Below are 21322 nucleotides of genomic sequence, written 5' to 3'. Positions count from 1 at the left end.
GTGAATGCGTCCGAAGCCGGTCGTCGAAACCGGCCTCGGGCGCGTCAGGAACAGCAGGTATCGCTCTCGCCGGCGATACCTGCTCAAAGCCACCCCGACACCGCCATATACGCGCCGAGCGCAATCAGCCCGACGAAGAAGCAACGCTTGAACGCCTTTTCGCTCATCACGCGCCGCGCATACTGCCCGCCGGCCATCCCCGCCAGTGCCGGCACGAGTGCGAGCGCCGACACGCCGAGATCGACCGTCTGCAGCGCGCCCGTCACGCGCAACTGCAAGCCGAGCACGATCGTCGACGCGGTAAACGACAGCCCGAGCGCCTGGATCAGGTCGTCCTTCGACAGCCGCAACGCCTGCAGGTACGGCACGGCCGGCACGACGAACACGCCGGTCGCGGCCGTCACGACCCCCGTCAGGTAGCCGACCACCGCCGACAGCCATTTCTCGTGGCGCCCCGGCGCGGGCAGCCGCGCGGCGGCCAGCCCCCACAGCCCGTACAGGATCAGCACGACGCCGAGCGCCGCGTGCGTCCAGGTACTGCCGGCCGCGAGGCCCGGCAACCCGCCCGTCAGCGTGCCGATCGTCAGGCCGACGAGCAGCGGCCACAGCCGGCGCAGCAGCGCCCCGAACGACGGGCCGAGCCACAACTGCCACACGTTGGTGATGAACGACGGCACGAGCAGCAGGCTGGCCGCGGCCGACGGCGGCATCGCGAGCGTCAGCAGTCCCATCGCGATCGTCGGCAGCCCGAGCCCGATCATTCCCTTGACCGCGCCGGCCAGCAGGAAAACCAGCACGATGATCGTCAGCGTATGAATTTGCATGGGAGGCGTTCCGTCCGGTTGAATACGGCGCCGATGGTGCCTCTCCGCCATGCTGGCCGCCATCTGGTTTTGCCTGAGGCTGGCTAGGGCCCGCCGGGCGGGCCTGTCGGGGCCGTCGATCCGGCCCCGTGAATCACCCCCGCCCCTGCTCGCTGTCGAGGTGCGCCATCTGCGCGGCCGGATAGCGCTCGCCGGCAGCCGCCCCGGCGGGAACCGCCGCTTCGATGCGTGCGAGATCATTGACCGTTAGTTGCAATTCAGTCGCCATCAAGCCATCCTGCAATTGCGTGCGCTTGCGCGCGCCGACCAGCGGCACGATATCGGCGCCGCGCGACAGCGCCCAGGCGATCGCGACCTGGGCCGGATTGCTGCCCTTCTCGTCGGCGATCGCGCGCAGCGCATCGACGAGCGCAAGGTTGTGCTCCAGGTTCTCGCCCTGGAAGCGCGGGCTCGCCGCGCGGAAATCGCGCTCGCCCTGCCGCGCCGCATTCCAGCGTCCGCCGAGCAGCCCGCGCGACAGCACGCCGTAGGCCGTGATGCCGATCCCGAGTTCGCGGCAGGTCGGCAGGATGTCGGCTTCGATCCCGCGCGACAGCAGCGAATACTCGATCTGCAGGTCGGAGATCGGCGCGACGGCCGCCGCGCGCCGGATCGTGTCGGCGCTGGCTTCGGACAACCCGATATGGCGCACGTACCCGGCCTTCACGAGATCGGCGATCGCGCCGACCGTCTCCTCGATCGGCACCGCCGGATCGACGCGCGACGGCCGGTAGATGTCGATGTAGTCGGTGCCGAGCCGCTTCAGCGAATACGCGATGAAGTTCCGGATCGCGTCGGGCCGGGCGTCATAGCCGGCAAATCCGCCGGCCGGATCGCGCAGCGCGCCGAATTTCACGCTGATCAGCACCTGGTCGCGCGTGCGGCCGCGCAGTGCGTCGCGGATCAGCATCTCGTTGTCGCCCATCCCGTAGAAATCGCCGGTGTCGAGCATCGTGATGCCGTTGTCGAGCGCCGCGTGCAGCGTGGCGATGCTTTCGTCGCGGTCGGCCGGGCCGTAGAAATCCGACATCCCCATGCAGCCGAGTGCGATCGCCGATACCTGCGGGCCCGTGCGGCCCAGTTGACGCGTGTCCATGTCCGTTTCCTTCAAGTGGTGAGTGGATGGAACGGATTCTGGACGCATGGCGCCGCGCGATAAACGCGAAACGCTCCACCAAACCATTCGACGCTGATTAACAATGGAGCCTGTTCCCACCCCGCCAAGGCTTCCGCCCGCATGGACCATCTGCAAGCAATGCGCATCTTCGCGCGCGTCGCCCATCTCGGCAGCTTCACGAAAGCGGCCGAGCAACTGCAACTGCCGCGCCCGACGGTCAGCAACGCCGTCCAGTATCTGGAAAAGCACCTGAAGATCCGCCTGCTGCAACGCACGACACGGCGCGTCGCGCTGACCGCCGAGGGGGCGACCTACTACGAGCGCTGCGTACAGCTGCTCGCCGATCTCGACGATGTGGAAACGCTGTTCGAGGACGCCGGCGCGTCACCGCGCGGCGTGATCCGCGTCGACCTTCCCGAACGTTTCGCGCTGAACCAGGTGATCCCGGCGCTGCCGGATTTCCACGCGCGCTACCCCGACCTGCGCGTCGCGATCAGCACGACCGACCGCTTCGTCGATCTCGTCGCCGACGGCATCGACTGCGCGGTGCGGGTCGGCGCGCTGTCCGACACGTCGCTCGTCGCGCGGCGCGTCGGCGAGATGGCGCAGATCAACTGCGCGTCGCCCGCGTATCTGGCACGCCACGGCACGCCGCGCTCGCCGGACGACCTGCCGGACCACGTCGCGGTCGGCTATTTCTCGAGCCGCACGGGCCGCGAGCTGGACTGGGAATATGCGGACATGGATTCCGGCGAGATGCACACGGTGAAGATGCACAGCACCGTGTCGGTCAACAGCTCGCAGGCGTATCTCGCGTGTTGCCTGGCGGGGCTCGGGCTGATCCAGGCGCCGCGCGACGGGCTTGCACCGCTGCTCGCCGACGGGTCGCTGGTCGAGGTGCTGCCGGAATGGAAGGCGGGGCCGCTCCCCGTGTCGGTGGTGTTCCCGACCGGCCGGCACCTGGCGCCGCGCGTGCGAATCTTCGTGGACTGGCTCGCGGAAACGCTCGGCGGCACGCACCGGGCAGGCTGACGACGGCCGGGACCGGGGCGCCCGGCCCCGGTCATCGCCCGGTCGAAACGGTCAGAACTTGTGGCGGATCGCGGCGCGCACCGCGAACTGGTTCGACGACGCCGACGGGCCGTCCGTCCCGACGACGTAGCCGCCGTCGGCCGCCGTGCCCGTCTTGTCGCCGGCCACCTTCTGCCACGCGCCCTGCAGGTACACGTCGGTGCGCTTCGACAGGCTGTAGTCGGCCATCAAGCCGACCGTGTGGTACTTCGGCTTGAACGAGCCGGCCGCGGCATCGAACTTGCCGTCCGTGTACACGTACTGCGCGCCGAGATAGAAATCGGGCGTGAGCTGGTACTTGCCGTTGATTTCGAAGTTCTGGAACTTCATCGCGGTCAGCCCGAGGCCGGCGAACGTCGCCGCCGGCAGGTAGACGGTCGACACCGGGTTCTTCATGTCCGCCTTCGTATAGACGAAGCCGACGGTGGCCGGGCCGAACGTATAGTTGACGCCGCCGCCGAAGATGCGCAGGCGGTCGGCGACGAAGTTCGCATCGTCCGCCGCGATCGCACCGGCGCTGCCCGCGCCCGGGTTGTTCGCCTGCAGGTATGCAGCCGCGACCTGCAGCCCGGCCAGCGAATACTGCGCGCCGATGCTGTACTGGCGGTTGTTCGCAAAGCCCGTGCTGTTGCTGAAGCTGTACGTGCCGCCGAACGTCAGGCCGTTCCAGTCGGCGCTCGCGTACTTGACCGTGTTGTTGACGCGGAACGAGTTGTCCGTGTTGTCGTTGTCGAACGGGTGCGAGAACAGCGTGCCGCCCCAGTTGCCGTTCGCGGTCAGCGGCGCGAGATAGTCGACGACGGAATCGTACTGGCGGCCGAACGTCAGCGTGCCGAACCGCGACTCGCTCAGCCCGACGAACGCCTGGCGGCCGAACATGCGGCCGCCCTGGCCGAGCCGGCCGCTGTTCACGTCAAAACCGTTTTCCAGCGTGAAGATCGCCTTCAGGCCGCCGCCGAGATCCTCGCTGCCCTTCAGGCCCCAGCGGCTGCCCTGCGCATAGCCGCTCGCGAGCTGGTAATTGGTTTTTCCGACCCCATTGACGTTGACGTTGTTCGTGTAGTTGAAGCCTTCGTCGATCAGGCCGTACAGCGTCACGCTGTTTTGCGCGAAGACCGGCGCGGCGAAAGCGGCGAGCGCGGCGGCAAAAATGACGTGCTTCTTCATGACGGATCTCCGGAGCCGAGGGCCGGGCAGGCCGAGCGCCCGGCGAATGTTTGGTCTGTTGTATGTGTGGCCCGCAGGGCGGACGACGCGGTGTGCGGCCGCGTGAGGACAAAATGGTGTCACGTCGGAAACCGTCCGTCCATCGGGGGTTGATCACCGCGCGCAAAGCGTTGCGCTCGCCCAACTGCCCCGTTGCACGGAGCGCCTGACCGGGCTTATCGGCAGCGGCGGGCCGGCCCGCCATCCGCGTAAACCCGGCCGGCGTCGCATCGGTGGCACAATGCGCATCCGTTCGCCATTTCTTCACGAAGTCATGCTTCACCCCGATTCATGCGCGGCATGTGCCGGCCGCGCACGCGGCCCGCGCCGGGAGGCGGTCCGATGACCGCGCCTGCCCGGGCCGGCCGCTACGCCGAGCTCGATTTCTTTCGCGGCCTCGTGCTGCTCGTCATCGTCGTCGACCACATCGGCGGCAGCATCCTGTCGCGCGTGACGCTGCACGCGTATGCGCTGTGCGACGCGGCCGAGGTGTTCGTGTTCCTCGGCGGCTTCGCGACCGCGATCGCGTACAACTCGCTCGCCGAGCGGCACGACGAGGCCGCCGCGCGCCAGCGCTTCATCCGGCGCGCGTTCGAGATCTACCGTGCATTCCTCGTGACGGCCGGCCTGATGCTGCTGATCACGGCCGCGCTCAATGCGTTCGCGATCGACGGCCCGAACATGCCGACCAACGATCTCGACGGCCTGCTGCACAAGCCGCTCGCCGCACTGCGCGACATCCTGCTGTTCCGCCGCCAGCCGTACCTCGCGTCGGTGCTGCCGATGTACGCGTTCTTCGCACTGCTCGTGCCGCTCACGCTGCCGCTCGCCCGCACGCAGCCGTGGCTGCTGTTCGCATTCAGCGGCTCGCTCTGGTACGCGGCGCCGCATGTCGCGCGCTTCTTGCCGACCGTCGAAGGCGCGCCGTGGGATTTCAATCCGTTCGCGTGGCAATTCCTGTTCGTGCTCGGCGTGATCGCGCGCTGCCAGCCCGTCTACCAGACGCTCGCGCCCAAGCCGCAGGGCTGGCTGCTGACGGCCGTGTCGCTCGCGATCGTCGCGGCCGGCGCGTACTACCGGCTGCGCATCGAGCCGTTCCCGACCGATCCGTCGATCAAGCAGAACCTCGGTGCGCTGCGGCTCGCGAACTTCCTCGCGATTGCGTGGCTCGCCGCCAAGCTCGTGCACCTCGGCTGGATGAAGAAGGTCGCGCACGCGATGCCGTGGATCGGCACGATCGGCCGGCAGGGGCTGCTGTGCTTCGTCGCGGGCACCGGCATCTCGCTCGCGGTCGATTCGCTGCTCTATCAGGCGACCGAAGGCTATCTCAACGTGCCGCTCGGCCTGACCGCCGACGCCGTCGCGATGGGCCTGCTGTATCTCGTGGCCAAACTTTACGGGCCGCTCGTCGCGCGGCTGCCGTTCCGTTCGCGGCGATGACGCGCCGCGCCGTCATGCGCCGCTGCTACGATAGCCGGCGCCTCTCCTGAATCGACTCGCCATGCGCCGACTCGCCCTTCCGTTCGCCGTCGCCCTGATCGCCGGCTCCATCGCCACCGCCCGCGCCACGCCGTCGGCGCCGTCGATCTCGCCCGTGCCGGCACCGGCCGTCCAGACCGCGACGACCCCGTCGGTCGCGCAGGAGCCGCCGGTCAATCCGGGCAGCAGCGTCGTGCTGCGCACGTTCCGGTCGCCATCGCTGAAGCGCGACTGGTCGTACACGGTCTACCTGCCGCCCGGCTACAACCCGGAAGGCGCACGCTACCCTGTGATGTACCTGCTGCACGGCAATGCCGGCAATGCGAACGACTGGGTCACGCAGGGCCGGCTGCAGGCCACCGCCGACACGCTGATCGAGCGTCGCGAGATTCCGCCCGTCGTGATCGTGATGCCGCAGGGCGGCACCGACTGGTACGTCGACCGCAAGGAGAAGATGCAGAGCGCGTTCCTCAACGACCTGCTGCCCGAGGTCGAAGCGCACTTCGCGGTGTCGAACCAGCGCGCGGGCCGCGCGATCGGCGGCGTGTCGATGGGCGGTTTCGGCGCGCTGCGCTTCTCGCTGCTCGAGCCGGGGCTGTTCTGCGGCGCGATGCTGCTGAGCCCCGCGATCTACGCGAACGAGCCGCCGCTCAATTCCGCCGCGCGCTACGTCGGCGTGTTCGGCGACCGGCAGTTCGACTCGCGCGTATGGCACGAGCTCAACTACCCGGCGCTGATGCGCGGCTATTTCGCGCGCAGCTGGCGCGTGCCGATGTTCATCGCGGCCGGTGACGACGACCTGACGATCCAGGCGGAATCGAGCGTGCTGTACACGCACCTGCGCCGCGCGCAGAACCCGGCGGAGCTGCGCATCGTCGACGGCGGGCATACGTGGGACGTGTGGCGCGGGTTGCTCGGGCAAGGGTTGAAGTACGCGCTCGAGTGCGTGAAATGATTGCGGGCGGGCGCTGCCCCGCCCGTTTTCGCGTGACAGGCCGGTAACCGGCCGGCGACCGTCGCCCGGTGTTGACGTTGGTGGCGCCGATGCCCTGCCTGCGTCACGCCGGCACGCGTGCCGCGCTCACAGCCACGTGCCGCCCTGCCGTTCGCTCGGCTCGTCGTTGAGCGCGTCGAAGTCGTGAATCCAGTCGAGGTGATGCAGCACGCTGTCGCGTTCGCCCAGACGCGCGTTGCGCGCCTGCGCGGCCGGGCCGTCCGGCAGATGCAGCACGTCGGCCGCGGAAATCGACGCGTACTGCACCTTGCGCGTCCGGCCGCGACGCAGCCGCTCGTACGCTTCCTGCGCTTCGCGCCAGTTGCCCGGCCCGGCCTTCGCCAGCTGCGCCGCCAATACCACCGCATCCTCGATCGACTGGTTCGCGCCCTGTCCGTGGTGCGGCACCAGCGCATGCGCGGCATCGCCGATCAGCGTCACGCGCCCGCGGCTCCAGCGCCCGAGCGGCGGACGGTGGAACAGCCCCCAGCGCTGGCTGACCGGCACCGCGGTGATCATCTGCACCACGGCCGGATGCCAGTCCTTGAACACGCGCAGTTGCTCGCCCTCCTCGGCCGGCATCACCCAGTCGCGCGACGGCCACGGTGACGGATGCCGCTCGACCAGCAGGAAGTTCTGGTCGCCGTTGTCGCCGATCGGATAGTGCAGCAGGTGCCCGTGCGGCCCGACCCAGAACTGGATCGTGTCGGGGTCGGGCAGCAGGTCCATGCGCGCGGCCGGCACCACGCCGCGAAAACCCGAACAGCCCGAATACAGCGCATCGTCGTAGCCGAGCATCCAGCGCCGCGTGATCGAACGCGCGCCGTCCGCACCGATCACGAGATCGGCCTCGACGCGCGCGCCGTTGTCGAACGACAGCACGACGCGATCGGGATGCTGCGCAAGATCGACGAGCCGATGGCCGAGATGGATGCAGTCGAGGCCGACCGCCTTCGACAGCACGGCCTGCAGGTCCGCGCGATGCACGCCCCAGTACGCGCCGCCGAATTGCCGGCGGTAATCGGGGTCGCCGCGATGATGGCCGATCACCGCGCCGCTGCGCCCGTCGCGATAAACAAGGCCCGGGATGTCCGCGCACACCGCATCGAAGGCCGCGCGCAGGCCCATGCGTTCGTAGAGGCGCGTCGCGTTGGCCGACAGCGCGACTGCCGCGCCGACTTCGCGCAATTCGTGGGTCTGCTCGTAGAGCTGTGCGTCGATGCCGTGCTCGCGCAACGCGAGCGCAAGCGTCAGGCCGCCGATGCCGGCGCCGACGATCGCAATCTTCAGGTTCGTCTGCATGATGAAGCTGTCTCCGATATTCGTATGGGGGATCTGCGGGCTGCGCAGCGGTCATGTCGCATGCATGGGCCGTATCGGTATTTTCAGGAGTGGACTTTCATCCAGCAATAAAATGAAATGAATCTGCTTCATCACTGAATGCAATGAACCGGACTCCGCGAAACCCATGGACCTGAGCGAGATCGACCTCAACCTGCTGCTGCTTTTCCAGCGGCTGATGCAGGAGCGGCGCGTGTCGAGCGTCGCCGAACAGATGAACATGAGCCAGCCGGGCGTCAGCAACGCGCTGGCGAAGCTGCGCCGCCGGCTCGGCGATCCGCTGTTCGTGCGCGGGCCCGGCGGCGTGGTGCCGACGCCGTTCGCACTGCGTCTCGCGGAACCCGTGTCGCACGCGCTCGCGACGCTGCACGCCGCGCTGAACCCCGAGACCGGTTTCGATCCGCTGCGCGCCACGCGCACGCTGACCATCGGCATGACCGACATCGGCGAAGTGGTGTTCCTGCCCGCGCTGCTCGAGCACCTGTCGCACGCGGCGCCGGGCATCGCGCTCAATACCGTGCGCAACACGAGCATCAACCTCGGCGACGAAATGGCCGATGGCCGCGTCGATCTCGCGATCGGCCTGCTGCCGCAACTCAAGGGCGGGTTCTATCAGCGCCGGCTGTTCGATCAGCGCTATGTGTGCCTGTTCCGGCGCGGGCATCCGCTCGAGGACGCGCCGCTGACGGTCGACGCGTGGCGCGACGCCGAGCATCTGGTCGTGGTGTCGGCCGGCACCGGACACGGGCAGGTGGACGAATGGCTGAAGCGGCGCCGCGTGAAGCGCCAGGTGCGGCTGACGGTGCCGCACTTCATGAGCGTGGGCTACATCCTGCAACGCACCGACCTGATCGCCACCGTACCCGAGCATCTCGCGCTGCAGCTCGCCGCGCCGTTCTCGCTCGGCTGGCGCGCGTTGCCCGTCACGCTGCCCGGTGCGCCGATCCATATGCTGTGGCACACGCGGGTCAATCAGGACGAAGGGAACCGCTGGCTGCGCGACGTGGTGGTCGAGTTGTTCGCGGAAAACGGAGCACGGGCCAGGAAGGCCACGCCTGGCCGGAAGAAATAGCCGCCGTCACGGTCGCGCCGAGCGCGCTTTGCGATATCGCTCGAATCCGCGCGCCGCGTATTTCGTCTACATTGCCGAAGTGGCGATGACGTCGTTCATCGTCCGTGCCCTCCGTCATCCAACCAGCAGGAAATCAAGCCATGTCTGTCTCGAAGAAATTCGCAGCCGTCACGGGCGCCGGCTCCGGCATCGGTCGTGCAGCGGCCATCGCGCTCGCCGGCGCGGGCTTCACCGTCGCGCTGCTCGGACGCAACGAAGCCTCGCTGCGCGAAACGCAGGATGCGATCCGCGCCGCCGGCGGCGACGCGCAGGTGTTTCCCGCCGACGTCACCGACGAGCAATCGGTCGACCACGCGTTCGCGCAGATCGCGCAGCAGTTCGGCCGGCTCGACGTGCTGTTCAACAATGCCGGGCGCAACGCCCCCGCCGTGTCGCTCGACGAATACGACTTCGACGTGTGGAACAGCGTCGTCGCGACGAACCTGACCGGCGTCTTTCTGTGCGCGCGCGCCGCGTGGCGCCTGATGAAGGCGCAAACGCCGCAGGGCGGCCGCATCATCAACAACGGCTCGATCTCGGCGCATGCGCCGCGCCCCGATACGATCGCGTACACGGCCACCAAGCACGCGGTGACCGGGATCACCAAGTCGCTGGCGCTCGACGGCCGCCGGTACAACATCGCGTGCGGCCAGATCGACATCGGCAACGCGGCAACCTCGCTCACCGACCGGATGACGCAAGGCGTCCCTCAAGCGGACGGCAGTCTCGCACCCGAGGCACGCATGGACGTCGCGCATGTCGCGAACGCGATCGTCCAGATGGCGAATCTGCCGCTCGACACGAACATCCTGAACATGACGATCATGGCGACCGCCATGCCGTTCGTCGGTCGCGGGTAATCCCGCGACCTCGCGCCGCGGCCCACGCCGGAAGGTGTCGCCAGCAACCTGGCGCGATGCCTCCCGGCGGTCGACGCGCCCCGTCGTTCAGGCCAGTGCCTGCGTACGCTGCCGGACTTCGCGCTGATCGATGCCGAGGCGCGCCGCGAGCCAGTCGCAGATGAACTCCTGCCCGAGTGTCGGATTGTCGACCTGACAGTGCGCGGCGCCCGTTTCGTCCGGATCGAACAGCCGGAGCGTCGCGTCGACACCGTGCGCCTTCGCGTAGTCGTAGGTATCGGTCGCCGTCTTCAGGCCGAGCCAGTCCTCGGTGCCCTGCAGCACCAGGTACGGCACCGCGATGCGATCGATCACGCCGGCGAGACGGAAGTCCCGCGCCTTGTCGACCACACCCTGCGGCGTCGCGCAGCCGAACACCCATTTCAGGTGGCGCCAGATGAGCCGCTCCGGCGTATCGAGCCAGGTCGCGAACAGCGACGCCATGTCGAACATCACCGAATCCGACACCGCCGCGACGATGCGCTTCTCGAACGACGCGGCGCGCGCCGCATAGACGCCGCCGACGCTTGCGCCATACAACGCGATCCGCCCGGCATCGACGTCGCGACGCGTCAGCAGGTAGTCGACGCACGCGCCGACCGGCACTTCGGTATCGGGACGGTTGACGATGCCCTGCCGGCGCAGCGTGCCGCCCTGCCCGGGCAGATCGACCAGCAGCAGCGACATACCGCGCGTGAGCACGTGCTTCGGCATCTCGTGAAGCAGTTCGTCCTTGTACTCGTCGAGGCCGCCGAAGGCGATCACGGTCGGCAAACGCACGCCGTCGCCTGCACACGGGATGAAATACGCGTCGAGATGCGCGCCGCCCTCGTACGGGATCCGCACGACCTCGCCGGCCGGCGTCAGCCCTTCGAGATAGCGATGCGAACAACGTTCGACGCTGTCGAAGGTATCGCGCCGCCGCGCGTCGTCATGTGCGAGGTAAAACTCCGACGACCGGTAGTAGTTGGCCGCGCGCAGCCAGTTGCTGCTCGCGGTGCGCAGGAAGCCGCGCGCCGACGCGTCGAGCGCGCGCTGCTCGCTGGCCTTCGCGAGCACCTGCCATTCGCGATACCAGCTCTCCGTGTCGCCTGGCGTCATCCGCGACGCCGCCCGAAAGCATTCGCTGATCAGGCTCGCGCCCTCCTGCGCACCGCCGAGCGTGCGCGCGAACTGGAAACTCAACTCCGGCTCGCCGGGCCATTGCACCCAGCCTTCCGCGCGATACGCGCCATTCATGTTGTTGTCTTGCAGACTCATGTCACCCTCTCGAAAATTACCGATACGTAAATTTATGGCCGTGCAAATGCGTAACCACCTTTACCTCCATCGACCAGGAATGCAGCATCGCGCACTGAAAACCGGGACGAGATGCGTTGCGCACGGTCCTTAAATTTACATATACGTAAATACAAGGGCCAAAAAAACGAGACATCAGAAATGCCCCGCTTTCGTCACGTCAACACGGCGAAAGTGTACGCCTCGATATCGGCCAGCAACAAGCCCTTCACATTTTATCGCGCGGTTTCGTGCCGATGCGGTATATTTTTGTTACGTATCCGTAAAAACATTCTCCCCGGTGAACGTCCATGAGCAAGAAATCCCGCGTCACGTCGCTCCTGTCGGCACTGCCGCTCAAGCCGCGGCGCCGCGAGCACCTGCAGGTGCCGGCCGACCAGATCGGGCAGCGGCTGCGCGCGCTGCGCCAGTCGCGCGACCTCACGCTGAACGAGGCGAGCCGGCTGACCGGCGTGCCCGCGGCGACGTTTTCGCGCATCGAGACGAACAAGATGTCGCCGACCTTCGGCGTGCTGCACCGGATCATCGAAGGGATGGGCTTCGACTGGCGCGACGTGCTGACCAACCAGCCGCGCCATCGCGCCTCGCTCAGCGTGTGCCACACGGAAGACATCGTCACGACGCGTATCGCCAATATCCCGTACGAGTACGCGCTGCTGCATCGCGACAGCTCGGCCGGGATGATCACGCTGCGCATGCAGGTCGACGCGCGCACCGTGGACGAAGCCGGCGGGCTTGCCGGTCATGAGGGCGACGAGTTCTGCTACGTGCTGTCGGGCGAACTGGAGCTGCACTTCGAACACGGCGAGCCGACCCGGTTGCGTGCCGGAGAAAGCGCGTTGTTCTCGTCGCACCGGCCGCACGCCTATGTGGCGCCGTCGCCGGAAGGCGCGACGCTGCTCGTCGTGCTGATGCCGCCGGGCCACACTCAGCCGAAACCCATATCGCCGTAGTTCGGCCCGGCAATGCCGCGCGCCACACTCCGTCATCCCCTTCTGGACTTCTTTCCGGCGGGCGGTGGCTTGCATATGACGAACTGACGACGGTCCTTGCCCCGGATCCAGAGCGGCGCGTTACCGCGCCCGCTCCACTCCTTGCCGCTCGCCGGATCGCGATAGCGCGCCGGCAGGACTTTCACGATGTACGAGCCCCGGCTGCCGTTGCGGCCGACCAGGTCGCGATGCTTGATCGCATAGGTGTCCATCAGCGAGTGCACCTCCTCGATTGCATCGATGCGTTCGCGGGCGCGGGCACGCTCGATTTCCTCGTCCAGTTCGGCCAGCTCCGCAACGAGCTGCGCATAGGTCTTGCTCACGCTCATCTTCTGCTTCCCGCCATGCATCCGCATGCGAATCTATATAATTCGCATGACTAACAGATTGATTCATCGCGCCCCGCAGGGCAGCACTCACTTGATCGGCAGTCGATACGCCCTGCGAGCCGGCGACGCGACGCGGCACACGCGACGATCCCTGGCGCACCGGCGGCCCGACACCGGAACGATCCGTCCGCCTGGTCCCCGTCCAGTGCGGACATCCGGGCAGCACGATCACGCGGCCCGTTTCATTGATCAGACTATAGTTGCAAATGCAATCGTAATGTCATCCATCTCAAATATCAACTGATATCCTTGCTGCCGTGACCACGGCGCCCCTTTCCCGCGCGGCTGACCGGCGCGTATTGGCTTGCCGGAGCGTAGCGGCGGGCGTCGCCCATTGCGGACATCCAGGCGCACAATCCTGCGCTTCGTTTCACATATCAAGTGATATTTGAAATGCGATCGTAATGGTATCTATCTCAAATATCAACTGATATCCTTCCGCCCATGAACACGGCGCCCCTTCCCCCGCGGCTGACCCGCGAAGAAAGTCGACAGCAGACCCGCACGCATTTGTTGGCCGCGGCGAAGCGGCTGTTCGTCGCGCGCGGCTTCGGCGCCACGTCGCTCAGGGACATCGCGGCCGAGGCCGGCTACACGCAGGGGGCGTTCTATTCGAATTTCGCGAGCAAGGAAGACTTGTTCGTCGAGCTGATGCTGGAGCGCTCGAAGACGCAAGTGGCCGATATCGCGCGGGCGCTGAGCAACCCGGCTGCGTCCGGCGACGACATACTGAATGCGCTGGAACTGTGGTCGCGGACGGTCGATGCCGAGCCCGAGTGGTCGGTGCTGGGCGTCGAGTTCAAGCTCCAGGGGCGTCGCAATCCCGCTTTTGCCAAGACGGCGCAGGCGTTGCTGGACACCCACCGCGACGGTCTCGCCTATTGCATCGAGCAGATTTTCGCCCGATTCGGGAAAGTGCCGCCCGAACCGCCGACCGTGCTGGCCGTATCGTTCATGGGGCTCTCGCAAGGGCTGTCGCTGCAGGAGTCGATCCTGTCCGATGTGCCGATCGGGCACATGATCATGGTGTTCCTGCGCAGCCTGCTGGCGTCGGCGGCACCGGCGCGTTGACCTGTGAAAGACGGAACGGGCGCGCTGGCGGAACGCCTGACGTTCCGGCTCGTCAAGCAGGTACGCCCCAGGACACGTTCCATCCGGCCGGGCGATCGCCCTGCCTCAATCGGTCCTCCGGGAGATGAGCCGATGCACTGCGGACACGCTCCAGCGTTTCGCTCGGGGTGTGGCCGAACGCCTTTTTGAACAGCCGGTAAAAGTGCTTTTCGTCGGGAAAGCCGTGGCTCCATGCAATCTCGGCCATGCGCATCCGGGCCCGACCGGGATCGGCGAGCACGTGATAGATGCGCCGCAATCGCCTTTGCTGTATCTGCCGCACGACGCCGCCGCTCCCTTCGAACAATTGATACAGCTTTGCGCGCGAGATGCCGATGTCCCGGCAGATCCGGTCGGGCGTGAGCTCCGGATCCAGCAGGTGGTCGTCGATGTAACGACGGACGCTACCCCATAGCGCATTGCGAATGGGGCTGTCCGCCTCGCGCACGGTGTCCGCCGTGGGGGACACCGCGGCAGTCACCAGTTGCAGCGTTGATTGAACGACATGCGGTACGTCCTGCTCCGTCAAATCCGGAAGATTCCGGAACAACGACAGCAGATGATCGCCCAGGAGACGACCGATGCCGGTGGACAGCGTATGGCCGTGCAGATTCTCGGCTCCGCCGGGCAGGAAATCCCGGGGCACGACCAACGAAACCCCGCCGCCGGGCTCGATCTCGTACTCGTGGGGCTGGGCGGCATCCGAGACGCACAGGTCGCCAGCGCCCCGCGTCGCTTGAACGCCCTTCGAACGAAACAGGTTCCTGCCGCCGAAAAGCAGCATGAGGTAGAAGAAGTCCTGCCCGTCTGTCCGAATTCGTCGTTCGGTGCGACGCATCTCGTAGACCACCGAGTCTTCCTGGTTCAGCCAGCGTCGCCCCGACAGAATCAACGGGCCGAGCGTTGCCGCGGACGAATCCATGGCAAACGATGCGGAATTGTCGTTCCGCAATCGACAGTCGCAATGACTTCCCTCCATCCAGAGATGAAATCGATCGGGTTCGGGCAGATCAAGCGTTGACGACTTGAAAACAGGAACGGTATCCATTCATGGCCGGCGCCGTATCTTTCGTACGCGCCCCGAAGAAATCACCCGTCAGTCGAGCACCGTGTCCGGCGGGCGTCGCCGGAAGCCGACGGCCACCGCGCGAGCCTGACCGTGGCAGAAGATCTTCCTCGGGAATCCGGTTTTTCGCAATCGACTTCCGGCCATCGTCGGCGCGCCGGTCCATTGCGGCCATCGACGCGCCTGCCTGCGCCGGTGTCGGCCGGCGATTCGAATTCGCGCATTGATCTCTTCACCGCCCATGCGTCGAAGCGTTCGCTTCCCGGTCAGCCGGGCGTCGAGAGCAGGCAAGTGACGGGAATACGATGGCGGAACATCGCCAATCACCGGGAAGCAGTATCGGCCTTCGCCCGCTCGTCGCACGCGCGAGCGTTATTGAACGTCGCCGAACCAGTCCTTGACCGTTCCGTTGCCGCTATTGAATTCGAACTGCATGGTCCTGGCCTTGGTCGGTGCCGACTGCGCACTCACCATCTGTCCGGCGTTGGTCGCCTGCGCGAGGAGTCCAGCTCCGGGAATGAAGCCGGCGGCCATGCCGGCCATCGACAGCAGCCGGTTCCCCTGGCCGGGCGCATGGATGTTGGAGTACACCCAGATATCCTTGCTCAGCTGGGGGAAACTCTTCTTCTGGAACGGATCACCGAACATCTGTGCGATGTCGCTTTCGGTGGTCTTGCCGGGAACGACATGCGCCTTGAGATAGGCGCTGTCGAACGGTGAAGGACGACTGGCATCATCGCCCCCGATGCCGGCGCACGCAGCCATTCCGGCACACAGGCCGATACACACGATTTTCCGAAACATGCTGAATTCCTGATTGAATGATTGTTGCGTCACGCGAATCGAGCGGGACATCGAACCGCGCAGGCCGGCCACCGCCACCGACCGGTGCGGCGGCCAGCCTCGCGCGTGCGACGGCGGCCTCACGATCCGGGGGTAAAGAAGCTCGTCTGTACCTCGCTGACCATCGATCCCTGCACCGTCACGTCGAGCACATACAGCAGCGCGAGGTTGCCGGCCGCGTTCCCGGCCATCGCCGCACCGAAAGCGCCTTGCGGATCTTTCCCGAACAGCGTCGCCGCACTCCATGCGTTATTGGCGTAGCGGCTCGCAAGGACGTGCATCGAACCCGGCGTTCCCATGTCGCTCCACGCCACCGTGGCATTGCCCGCATCGTCGAGGGCCAGCTGCGGCGGATGGTTTTCGCCCAGATTGGGCTTCGTCGACAGTTGTTGCGCCGTCCCCCAGGCACCCTTCGTGTCGGACACGTTCGCGTACAGCGCGCCGTCCGGGCCATACCACGCCACCAATGCGTTCCCCTGCGCGTTGACGCTCAGCACCGGGAAGTAGCCGCCGTCCGCGAGCGCGATGGCCGGTGCGACGGGTTGCTTGCCTTGCCATCCCGCTGCGGCGGCATAGCGCTGCGACATCGTCGTGGTGTGGATGCCGCCCGAAACGATGTCGGTTTCACCCCATACGAGCGTGACGTTCCCGCCGGCATCCATCCCGACGACCGGTGAAAACACGGCGCCGGAGGTCCGGTCCGCCACGGTGACCTCCGGGTTCGAACCGGTCCAGCCGCCGGCCGGATCGTAGTTCGCGACCCACAACGCCGACTGGATGTTGTCCGTTTGCTGCCAGGCGACGACCGCCTTGCCGCCGGACGTCACGGAGAGATTCGGCGAGATGTTCTGGATGACCGGACCGGTGATCGCGCCGGGGCCGCTCTGGGCGGGCTCGGGAATGAGCGCGGCGGTGGACCATTGACCGTTCGCCGCATAGCGCCGCCACGCGATCGACGACGAACCGGGCGGGATCTGCTCCGTCCACACCACGAGCGCATTGCCGCTTCCGTCGATACCCGCGTCATAAGAGGCGCTCGTGTCATTCGACGTCGAGCTGGAGACATTCAGGGCAACCTGAACCGGCGTCCCCCATCCCGACGACGGATCGAACGGTCGCGCCCACAGCGCATAGACGTTCGGACCGGGCGTCCATTGCACCCACAGCGCGAGCGCCTGACCGTTCGCATTGCCGACCACCCGCGGCGGGCTCACGCTCGGGCCCGTCATATTGACCGAACCATCCGTCGTGTCGAGCCGCACGGGCGCGCCCCATCCCTGACCGGGCACATAGCGATTGCCCCAGATTTCATTGGTATCGACAACGCTGTTGCCGGTGGTCAGCCACGTGGCCAGCGCGTCGCCCTTCGCGTCGACGGTCACCGCCGGCTCACCTTCGCCGGGCTGACCATCGAGCGCCGCGACCGCCGACCAGCTCGCCTGCATCTGCGTCGGGCCGCCCGTGGGCGTACCTGTGGTGCCGCCCGCTGCGCCGCCGCCAGGAGGCGACGTTCCGGAAGAAGACGATGCCGAACCGCTCCCCGTCGAGACACCATCGCCGCCACACGCCGTGAGCGCGAGACAGGCAGCCATTACCATCCATGCAATCGGCTTCATACCGTTCCTTTTTTTGTTCGATCGCCAACCGGCGCTTCCTTGCCACTCGTCAGACACACTCACGCTCCATCGAGCGCCGGGACCCTCCGTGCCCCGCTCCCTCCCTCCGAATACGCCGTTCACGGCCCGCCAGGGCACTCGCCTCACATCACGCCGCATCGTTCCCCGATAACAAAACGATACGCAGTCCTATTTGAATAGAGGTGCTGGCGCCACCGGCTCCAAGGCTCCATCGACACTCACCCGTCCCTCACGACCTCCCGCGGGCGGGCCTCACGATGCAGGCGCCTCACGCTTCACGATGCCGCGAGATTACCGGGCGCCATGACGCCTGTCGCCTCTCATTTGGGAGAGATCCCTGCTTCCACTGCCTGCAGCGATGCCACGCTTCGGGCCACGAGTACGGCGACCTCGGCCTGCCGGTTCGTGCCCGTCTTGTGCAGAATTCGCTTCAGGTGAGATCGCACCGTACCGATGCCGACACCACGCCGCCGTGCGATCTCCTCCACCGACAGGCCGGCTCCGAGATCGGCTGCCACGATCGACTCGGTCGGCGTAAAACCGAACAGTTCTTGCAGATGCCGGGCATTGGCGGTGGGGTATTCCGGATCGCGCAGCATGACGAGTGCGAGCGGCGTGACGGTCTGGACGAGACTGCCCGGTCGGAGCGGGCTGACGGTCAGCGTCAACGGCAGGCGATTCGCGCGCGGAATCTTCAACAGGGTTCCGAGCGGCCTCGGCCGGCCGGATGCCGTCGCCACACAGGACTGGATCAACCGCAAAAAGCGCTCGTGCAACCCGCTGTCGACGACACGTACCCGCCCGCCTGGTGCGCCGATCCCGTGACCGGGTCGCAGCAGTTGCTCCGCCAACGCATTGGCATACAGCACGTGGCACGACTGATTCACGACCACCACTCCGGTGTCGATGTAGTTCAACGCCTCCAGGGCGGCCTCGTTCCGGATCGAGAACAGGCGCTGGCTCAACTGGAAAGCGCGTTGTAGATGCGGCAGGAGAAACGCCGCCTTCCGGCGATCGCCGGCACTGAAATGACGTGCCGCCCTCGGCCGATGAATGCCGAGCACACCAAGCGTGCCGTCGCCGACCGGAAACAGCGTGCCGACGACGTGAAAAATGTTGAGCTCGCGCAGCCACTCCTGGTAGAAGCCGCTTTCGCGCTGCTCCTGCCGCGTCACCAGATCGCGATCCGTAAAGATCGTCTCGACACTTCGCGCCACGGCACGATCGACCCACAGGTCGTTCTGATGCCAGTAGCTCGCCCAGTCCTGGCGCGCCTGCGACACCAGCAGGTTGTCGGTACATTCAAGCAACTGAACGTTCGCGCCGCGATGGAGCTTCAGCACGGCACTGTCGGCTTCGAAAGCCGCGGCGATCTTCGGCGCCATCCCCACCCACCGCGCGCTGTCGACGGAGGCGTCGTATAGCTCGCCGACCAAGCTGGAGAGACCATGATCAAGGAAGGTCATACCTGTTTCCCCGGTCCACTGTTCTGCATTCGGCCGCATCGGAGGTGCAACGAGCCGCGGGATCGGCCCGCCGCCCAACCTCTCCAACGTCAACCATTCCATACAATTTAATTACACACTTTCCGTAACCAATCGTCAGCATGCCTATGCTGTTCACGAGATATCGCCATGCATATTCAGGCGACAAAGACAGACTGAATCCCGATATTCAACGAAAACCGGACCGGCAACGCTATTCCATTTCAAATGCGAAGCAATGTCGGTAATTTCCTGAATCCCGAGTCACGATGGGTCTCTCGCTGCAGCATGCGCGGCGCCCGTTTCAAAGCACGCGTACTCGCCGCGTCGAGCGCATTTTAGGGCGTTCCGTCCACAACCGAGGTAGCATGGCGTCCATACTAGGTAGACGAGCGTTTTGGCTAACGAAAAAATCAATCGTCGCCCGGTAAATTCATTTGCAAAAGGGCAAAGCGCGGCTACATACTGCCGGCTGGCCACGATGAAATTCCACCTTCCTGGCCACGCAAGTTCTCTTGCAGATTCTCCGCGGGTACCTCATTCAGCGAGTGTCGACCCGCGGCCCTCAACCGCCTTGATACCGCAGGCGAGCCGACTGCCCGCGATCACGTCGTGCGATCGCCGCCGTTTGCCCGCGAACGCCCCAGCGCCATGGCCAGCGAACCGTTGCATCCGCATATCGAGCGCTTTACCACGGCCCATGCGCCGCCCGACGAGCAGTTCGACGCATGGGCGATGGAAGTGCCGCTCGTCGATTTCGCCCCCGGTCAAGCCGCACGCAGCGCGTTCGACATGCACTGCCAGCATGTGTCGTTCGGACCATTCGTGCTCGAGAATCGCGTATGGAAAGACGGAACGTTCACTGCCGGCTTTGGCGCCGAGCGAACCGCCCGACACGCGAGCGCGGATCAACACGATTACTTTTGCTTCAATCTGCGGATCAGCGGCACGTTGAGCCTCCGCACCCGGTCGGCTTCCCAAACCAAGCAGGCCGGCGACCTCTACATGCTCGACTACGGGCGGCCTTTCAAATACACCACCACGAGCAGCCACGAGATTTCCCTTGCAGCGCCCCGTGCACTGCTCCCGCCCAAGGTGGAGCGCCTGCACGGATTCTCGCTGTTGCAAGGCTCCGTCGCATTGCTACGGGATCATCTCCTTTCTCTCCGCGAGAACCTGCCGCGACTGAGTGCGTCCGAGCTTCCCTACATCGCCGACGCGACGACCCAGATGCTGCTCGCCTGCGTACAGGGTATGTCCGACGTGCCTCCGGAATCGAACAAGGTCGTCGATGCACTGCTCGGCCGACGCGTACTTCACTACCTGGACATGCATTTGCTCGAGCCGGACCTGACACCCGATCGCATTTGCCGGGAAGCAGGCATCTCGCGGACGAAGCTGTATCAGCTGTTCGCCGATACCGGAGGCGTCATGCGTGAAATCCGACAGCGCCGGCTCCATCTGGCGCATCAGGTGCTGTCCAGCGGACAGGGGCGTGGCGAGAAAATCCGCACCATCGCGTTACGGTATGGCTTCACCGACGAGAAGTACTTCAGCCGTGCCTTCCGGGCACGATACGGCCATGCGCCCAGCGAGGCATTCGACCGGGCGCAGCATGGGCGCTGACGTTGAAACGGTGGTGTTCCCGGACACTTTCAGTACTGCCGGATTCATTCCGGGATCGGGATTGGGGTTGTAGCGAACAGGTTGCGAGCGAACGGGGGCACTTCGAATGCAATCGCCGCTTCTCCAAAGCGGTACGGATCATCGGTATGCACGCTTTGATTTTTTGGGAATAACAATGAGACAAACAGCCAGCAAATACCTCTCCGCGCTTCTCATGACAACCTGCTTCGCAGGATGCATGGCGCCTGTGCAGAATCGAACCGCGAGCAATGCGGGAGCGAATGCTCCACTCACCAGCGCCGATTGGGACAAGGTCATTGAAACCGACCGGGCATCGGTCCGTGCGAACCAGTTGCCGAAAGAAGTTATCCAGTACGACCTGCAGATTGGAAAGATGATTCCGGAAGCCCAGGACATTCTGGCCTCTCAAGACAAGGCGAGGGCACGCGTCTGGTCGAACAAGGCGCACGCCCTCATGGACGCAAGAAGCAAGGCCATAGAACGATTCTCGGCGAAGGAAATCGCCAGAAACAACGCGGTCGCGAATGCGTTCGGGAACGGGAAGCCGAATCCCTGCCTGTCGCCGATGGGCAGGAACACGTGTACGTCTTCTTCCCCATCCAGGCAAGGAGACACCGTTCACTACTCCGTCGGTCCCGGGGGCATCGGGGCGAACATCGGCAATCTCACCGTGGGGCCCGGTGGCATCGGCGGGGGCTTCTGATTCCGCACGCTGCCCGCTTTCCCCGGTTCGGCACCATGGACTCGACTGCCCGGCGCAAGACATTTCAGCCG

General features: G+C 65.8%; 19 protein-coding genes. 9 read left to right on the top strand and 10 right to left on the bottom strand.

Features of this window, described 5'->3' with window-relative positions:
• Window positions 1-83 precede the first annotated feature (83 nt).
• The gene (locus tag AC5LXK_RS22420) at window positions 84-824 is read right to left on the bottom strand and encodes a sulfite exporter TauE/SafE family protein (protein ID WP_493393670.1); all 741 of its coding nucleotides are present in this window, start codon (window positions 822-824) and stop codon (window positions 84-86) included.
• Between the two features lie 133 nt (window positions 825-957).
• Entirely contained in the window at window positions 958-1959 is a 1002-nt protein-coding gene (locus AC5LXK_RS22415; protein WP_493393669.1) for an aldo/keto reductase, read from the bottom strand.
• A 141-nt stretch (window positions 1960-2100) separates the two neighbouring features.
• On the opposite strand from AC5LXK_RS22415, the gene AC5LXK_RS22410 reads away from it, so the two are divergent.
• The gene (locus tag AC5LXK_RS22410; RefSeq protein ID WP_493393668.1) at window positions 2101-3012 is read left to right on the top strand and encodes a LysR family transcriptional regulator; all 912 of its coding nucleotides are present in this window, start codon (window positions 2101-2103) and stop codon (window positions 3010-3012) included.
• Between the two features lie 51 nt (window positions 3013-3063).
• On the opposite strand, the gene AC5LXK_RS22405 is transcribed toward AC5LXK_RS22410, so the two are convergent.
• Window positions 3064-4218: a porin gene (locus AC5LXK_RS22405; RefSeq protein ID WP_493393667.1), complete on the bottom strand. Its 1155-nt coding sequence runs from the start codon at window positions 4216-4218 to the stop codon at window positions 3064-3066.
• Window positions 4219-4599: 381 nt separating this feature from the next.
• Here AC5LXK_RS22405 and AC5LXK_RS22400 point away from each other — a divergent pair, with 381 nt between their 5' ends.
• Entirely contained in the window at window positions 4600-5697 is a 1098-nt protein-coding gene (locus tag AC5LXK_RS22400; RefSeq protein WP_493393666.1) for an OpgC domain-containing protein, read from the top strand.
• A 61-nt stretch (window positions 5698-5758) separates the two neighbouring features.
• Window positions 5759-6691: an alpha/beta hydrolase gene (locus AC5LXK_RS22395; RefSeq protein ID WP_493393665.1), complete on the top strand. Its 933-nt coding sequence runs from the start codon at window positions 5759-5761 to the stop codon at window positions 6689-6691.
• Between the two features lie 126 nt (window positions 6692-6817).
• Here AC5LXK_RS22395 and AC5LXK_RS22390 read toward each other — a convergent pair whose 3' ends face one another.
• Window positions 6818-8032 carry an FAD-dependent monooxygenase gene (locus tag AC5LXK_RS22390; protein ID WP_493393664.1) on the bottom strand — a complete coding sequence of 405 codons (1215 nt, stop codon included), beginning with the start codon at window positions 8030-8032 and terminating at the stop codon, window positions 6818-6820.
• Between the two features lie 166 nt (window positions 8033-8198).
• On the opposite strand from AC5LXK_RS22390, the gene AC5LXK_RS22385 reads away from it, so the two are divergent.
• Both AC5LXK_RS22385 and AC5LXK_RS22380 read left to right on the top strand, forming a co-directional pair.
• A complete protein-coding gene (locus AC5LXK_RS22385) occupies window positions 8199-9143 on the top strand; it encodes a LysR family transcriptional regulator (protein ID WP_493393663.1) in 945 nt (314 codons plus the stop codon).
• Window positions 9144-9283: 140 nt separating this feature from the next.
• A complete protein-coding gene (locus tag AC5LXK_RS22380; RefSeq protein ID WP_493393662.1) occupies window positions 9284-10042 on the top strand; it encodes an SDR family oxidoreductase in 759 nt (252 codons plus the stop codon).
• Between the two features lie 87 nt (window positions 10043-10129).
• Here AC5LXK_RS22380 and AC5LXK_RS22375 read toward each other — a convergent pair whose 3' ends face one another.
• Window positions 10130-11341, bottom strand: a complete 1212-nt coding sequence (locus AC5LXK_RS22375) for an alpha/beta hydrolase family protein (RefSeq protein WP_493393661.1) — start codon at window positions 11339-11341, stop codon at window positions 10130-10132.
• A gap of 329 nt (window positions 11342-11670) precedes the next feature.
• On the opposite strand from AC5LXK_RS22375, the gene AC5LXK_RS22370 reads away from it, so the two are divergent.
• Entirely contained in the window at window positions 11671-12333 is a 663-nt protein-coding gene (locus AC5LXK_RS22370) for a helix-turn-helix domain-containing protein (RefSeq protein WP_493393660.1), read from the top strand.
• Between the two features lie 32 nt (window positions 12334-12365).
• Here the strand turns inward: AC5LXK_RS22370 and AC5LXK_RS22365 are convergent, their stop codons facing one another.
• Window positions 12366-12701 (bottom strand): H-NS histone family protein, encoded by a 336-nt coding sequence (locus AC5LXK_RS22365; protein ID WP_493393659.1) that lies wholly within the window; start codon window positions 12699-12701, stop codon window positions 12366-12368.
• 504 nt (window positions 12702-13205) lie between these two features.
• Here AC5LXK_RS22365 and AC5LXK_RS22360 point away from each other — a divergent pair.
• On the top strand, window positions 13206-13832 hold the full coding sequence (locus AC5LXK_RS22360) for a TetR/AcrR family transcriptional regulator (protein ID WP_493393658.1): 627 nt from the start codon (window positions 13206-13208) through the stop codon (window positions 13830-13832).
• Window positions 13833-13884: 52 nt separating this feature from the next.
• On the opposite strand, the gene AC5LXK_RS22355 is transcribed toward AC5LXK_RS22360, so the two are convergent.
• The 4 genes from AC5LXK_RS22355 to AC5LXK_RS22340 all read right to left on the bottom strand — a co-directional run bounded on the left by AC5LXK_RS22355 (window position 13885) and on the right by AC5LXK_RS22340 (window position 18883).
• A complete protein-coding gene (locus AC5LXK_RS22355; protein ID WP_493393657.1) occupies window positions 13885-14919 on the bottom strand; it encodes a helix-turn-helix domain-containing protein in 1035 nt (344 codons plus the stop codon).
• A 390-nt stretch (window positions 14920-15309) separates the two neighbouring features.
• Window positions 15310-15792, bottom strand: a complete 483-nt coding sequence (locus AC5LXK_RS22350) for a hypothetical protein (RefSeq protein WP_493393656.1) — start codon at window positions 15790-15792, stop codon at window positions 15310-15312.
• 68 nt (window positions 15793-15860) lie between these two features.
• Window positions 15861-17396: a hypothetical protein gene (locus tag AC5LXK_RS22345; protein ID WP_493393655.1), complete on the bottom strand. Its 1536-nt coding sequence runs from the start codon at window positions 17394-17396 to the stop codon at window positions 15861-15863.
• Between the two features lie 341 nt (window positions 17397-17737).
• Complete coding sequence (locus AC5LXK_RS22340; RefSeq protein WP_493393654.1) at window positions 17738-18883, bottom strand: helix-turn-helix transcriptional regulator; 1146 nt, start codon at window positions 18881-18883, stop codon at window positions 17738-17740.
• Window positions 18884-19552: 669 nt separating this feature from the next.
• On the opposite strand from AC5LXK_RS22340, the gene AC5LXK_RS22335 reads away from it, so the two are divergent.
• Complete coding sequence (locus AC5LXK_RS22335) at window positions 19553-20527, top strand: helix-turn-helix domain-containing protein (protein ID WP_493393653.1); 975 nt, start codon at window positions 19553-19555, stop codon at window positions 20525-20527.
• Between the two features lie 175 nt (window positions 20528-20702).
• Window positions 20703-21251: a hypothetical protein gene (locus tag AC5LXK_RS22330; RefSeq protein ID WP_493393652.1), complete on the top strand. Its 549-nt coding sequence runs from the start codon at window positions 20703-20705 to the stop codon at window positions 21249-21251.
• Window positions 21252-21322 lie beyond the last annotated feature (71 nt).

Source organism: Burkholderia pulmonis (assembly GCF_984667975.1).
This window is presented reverse-complemented; position numbering and strand designations above follow the sequence as displayed.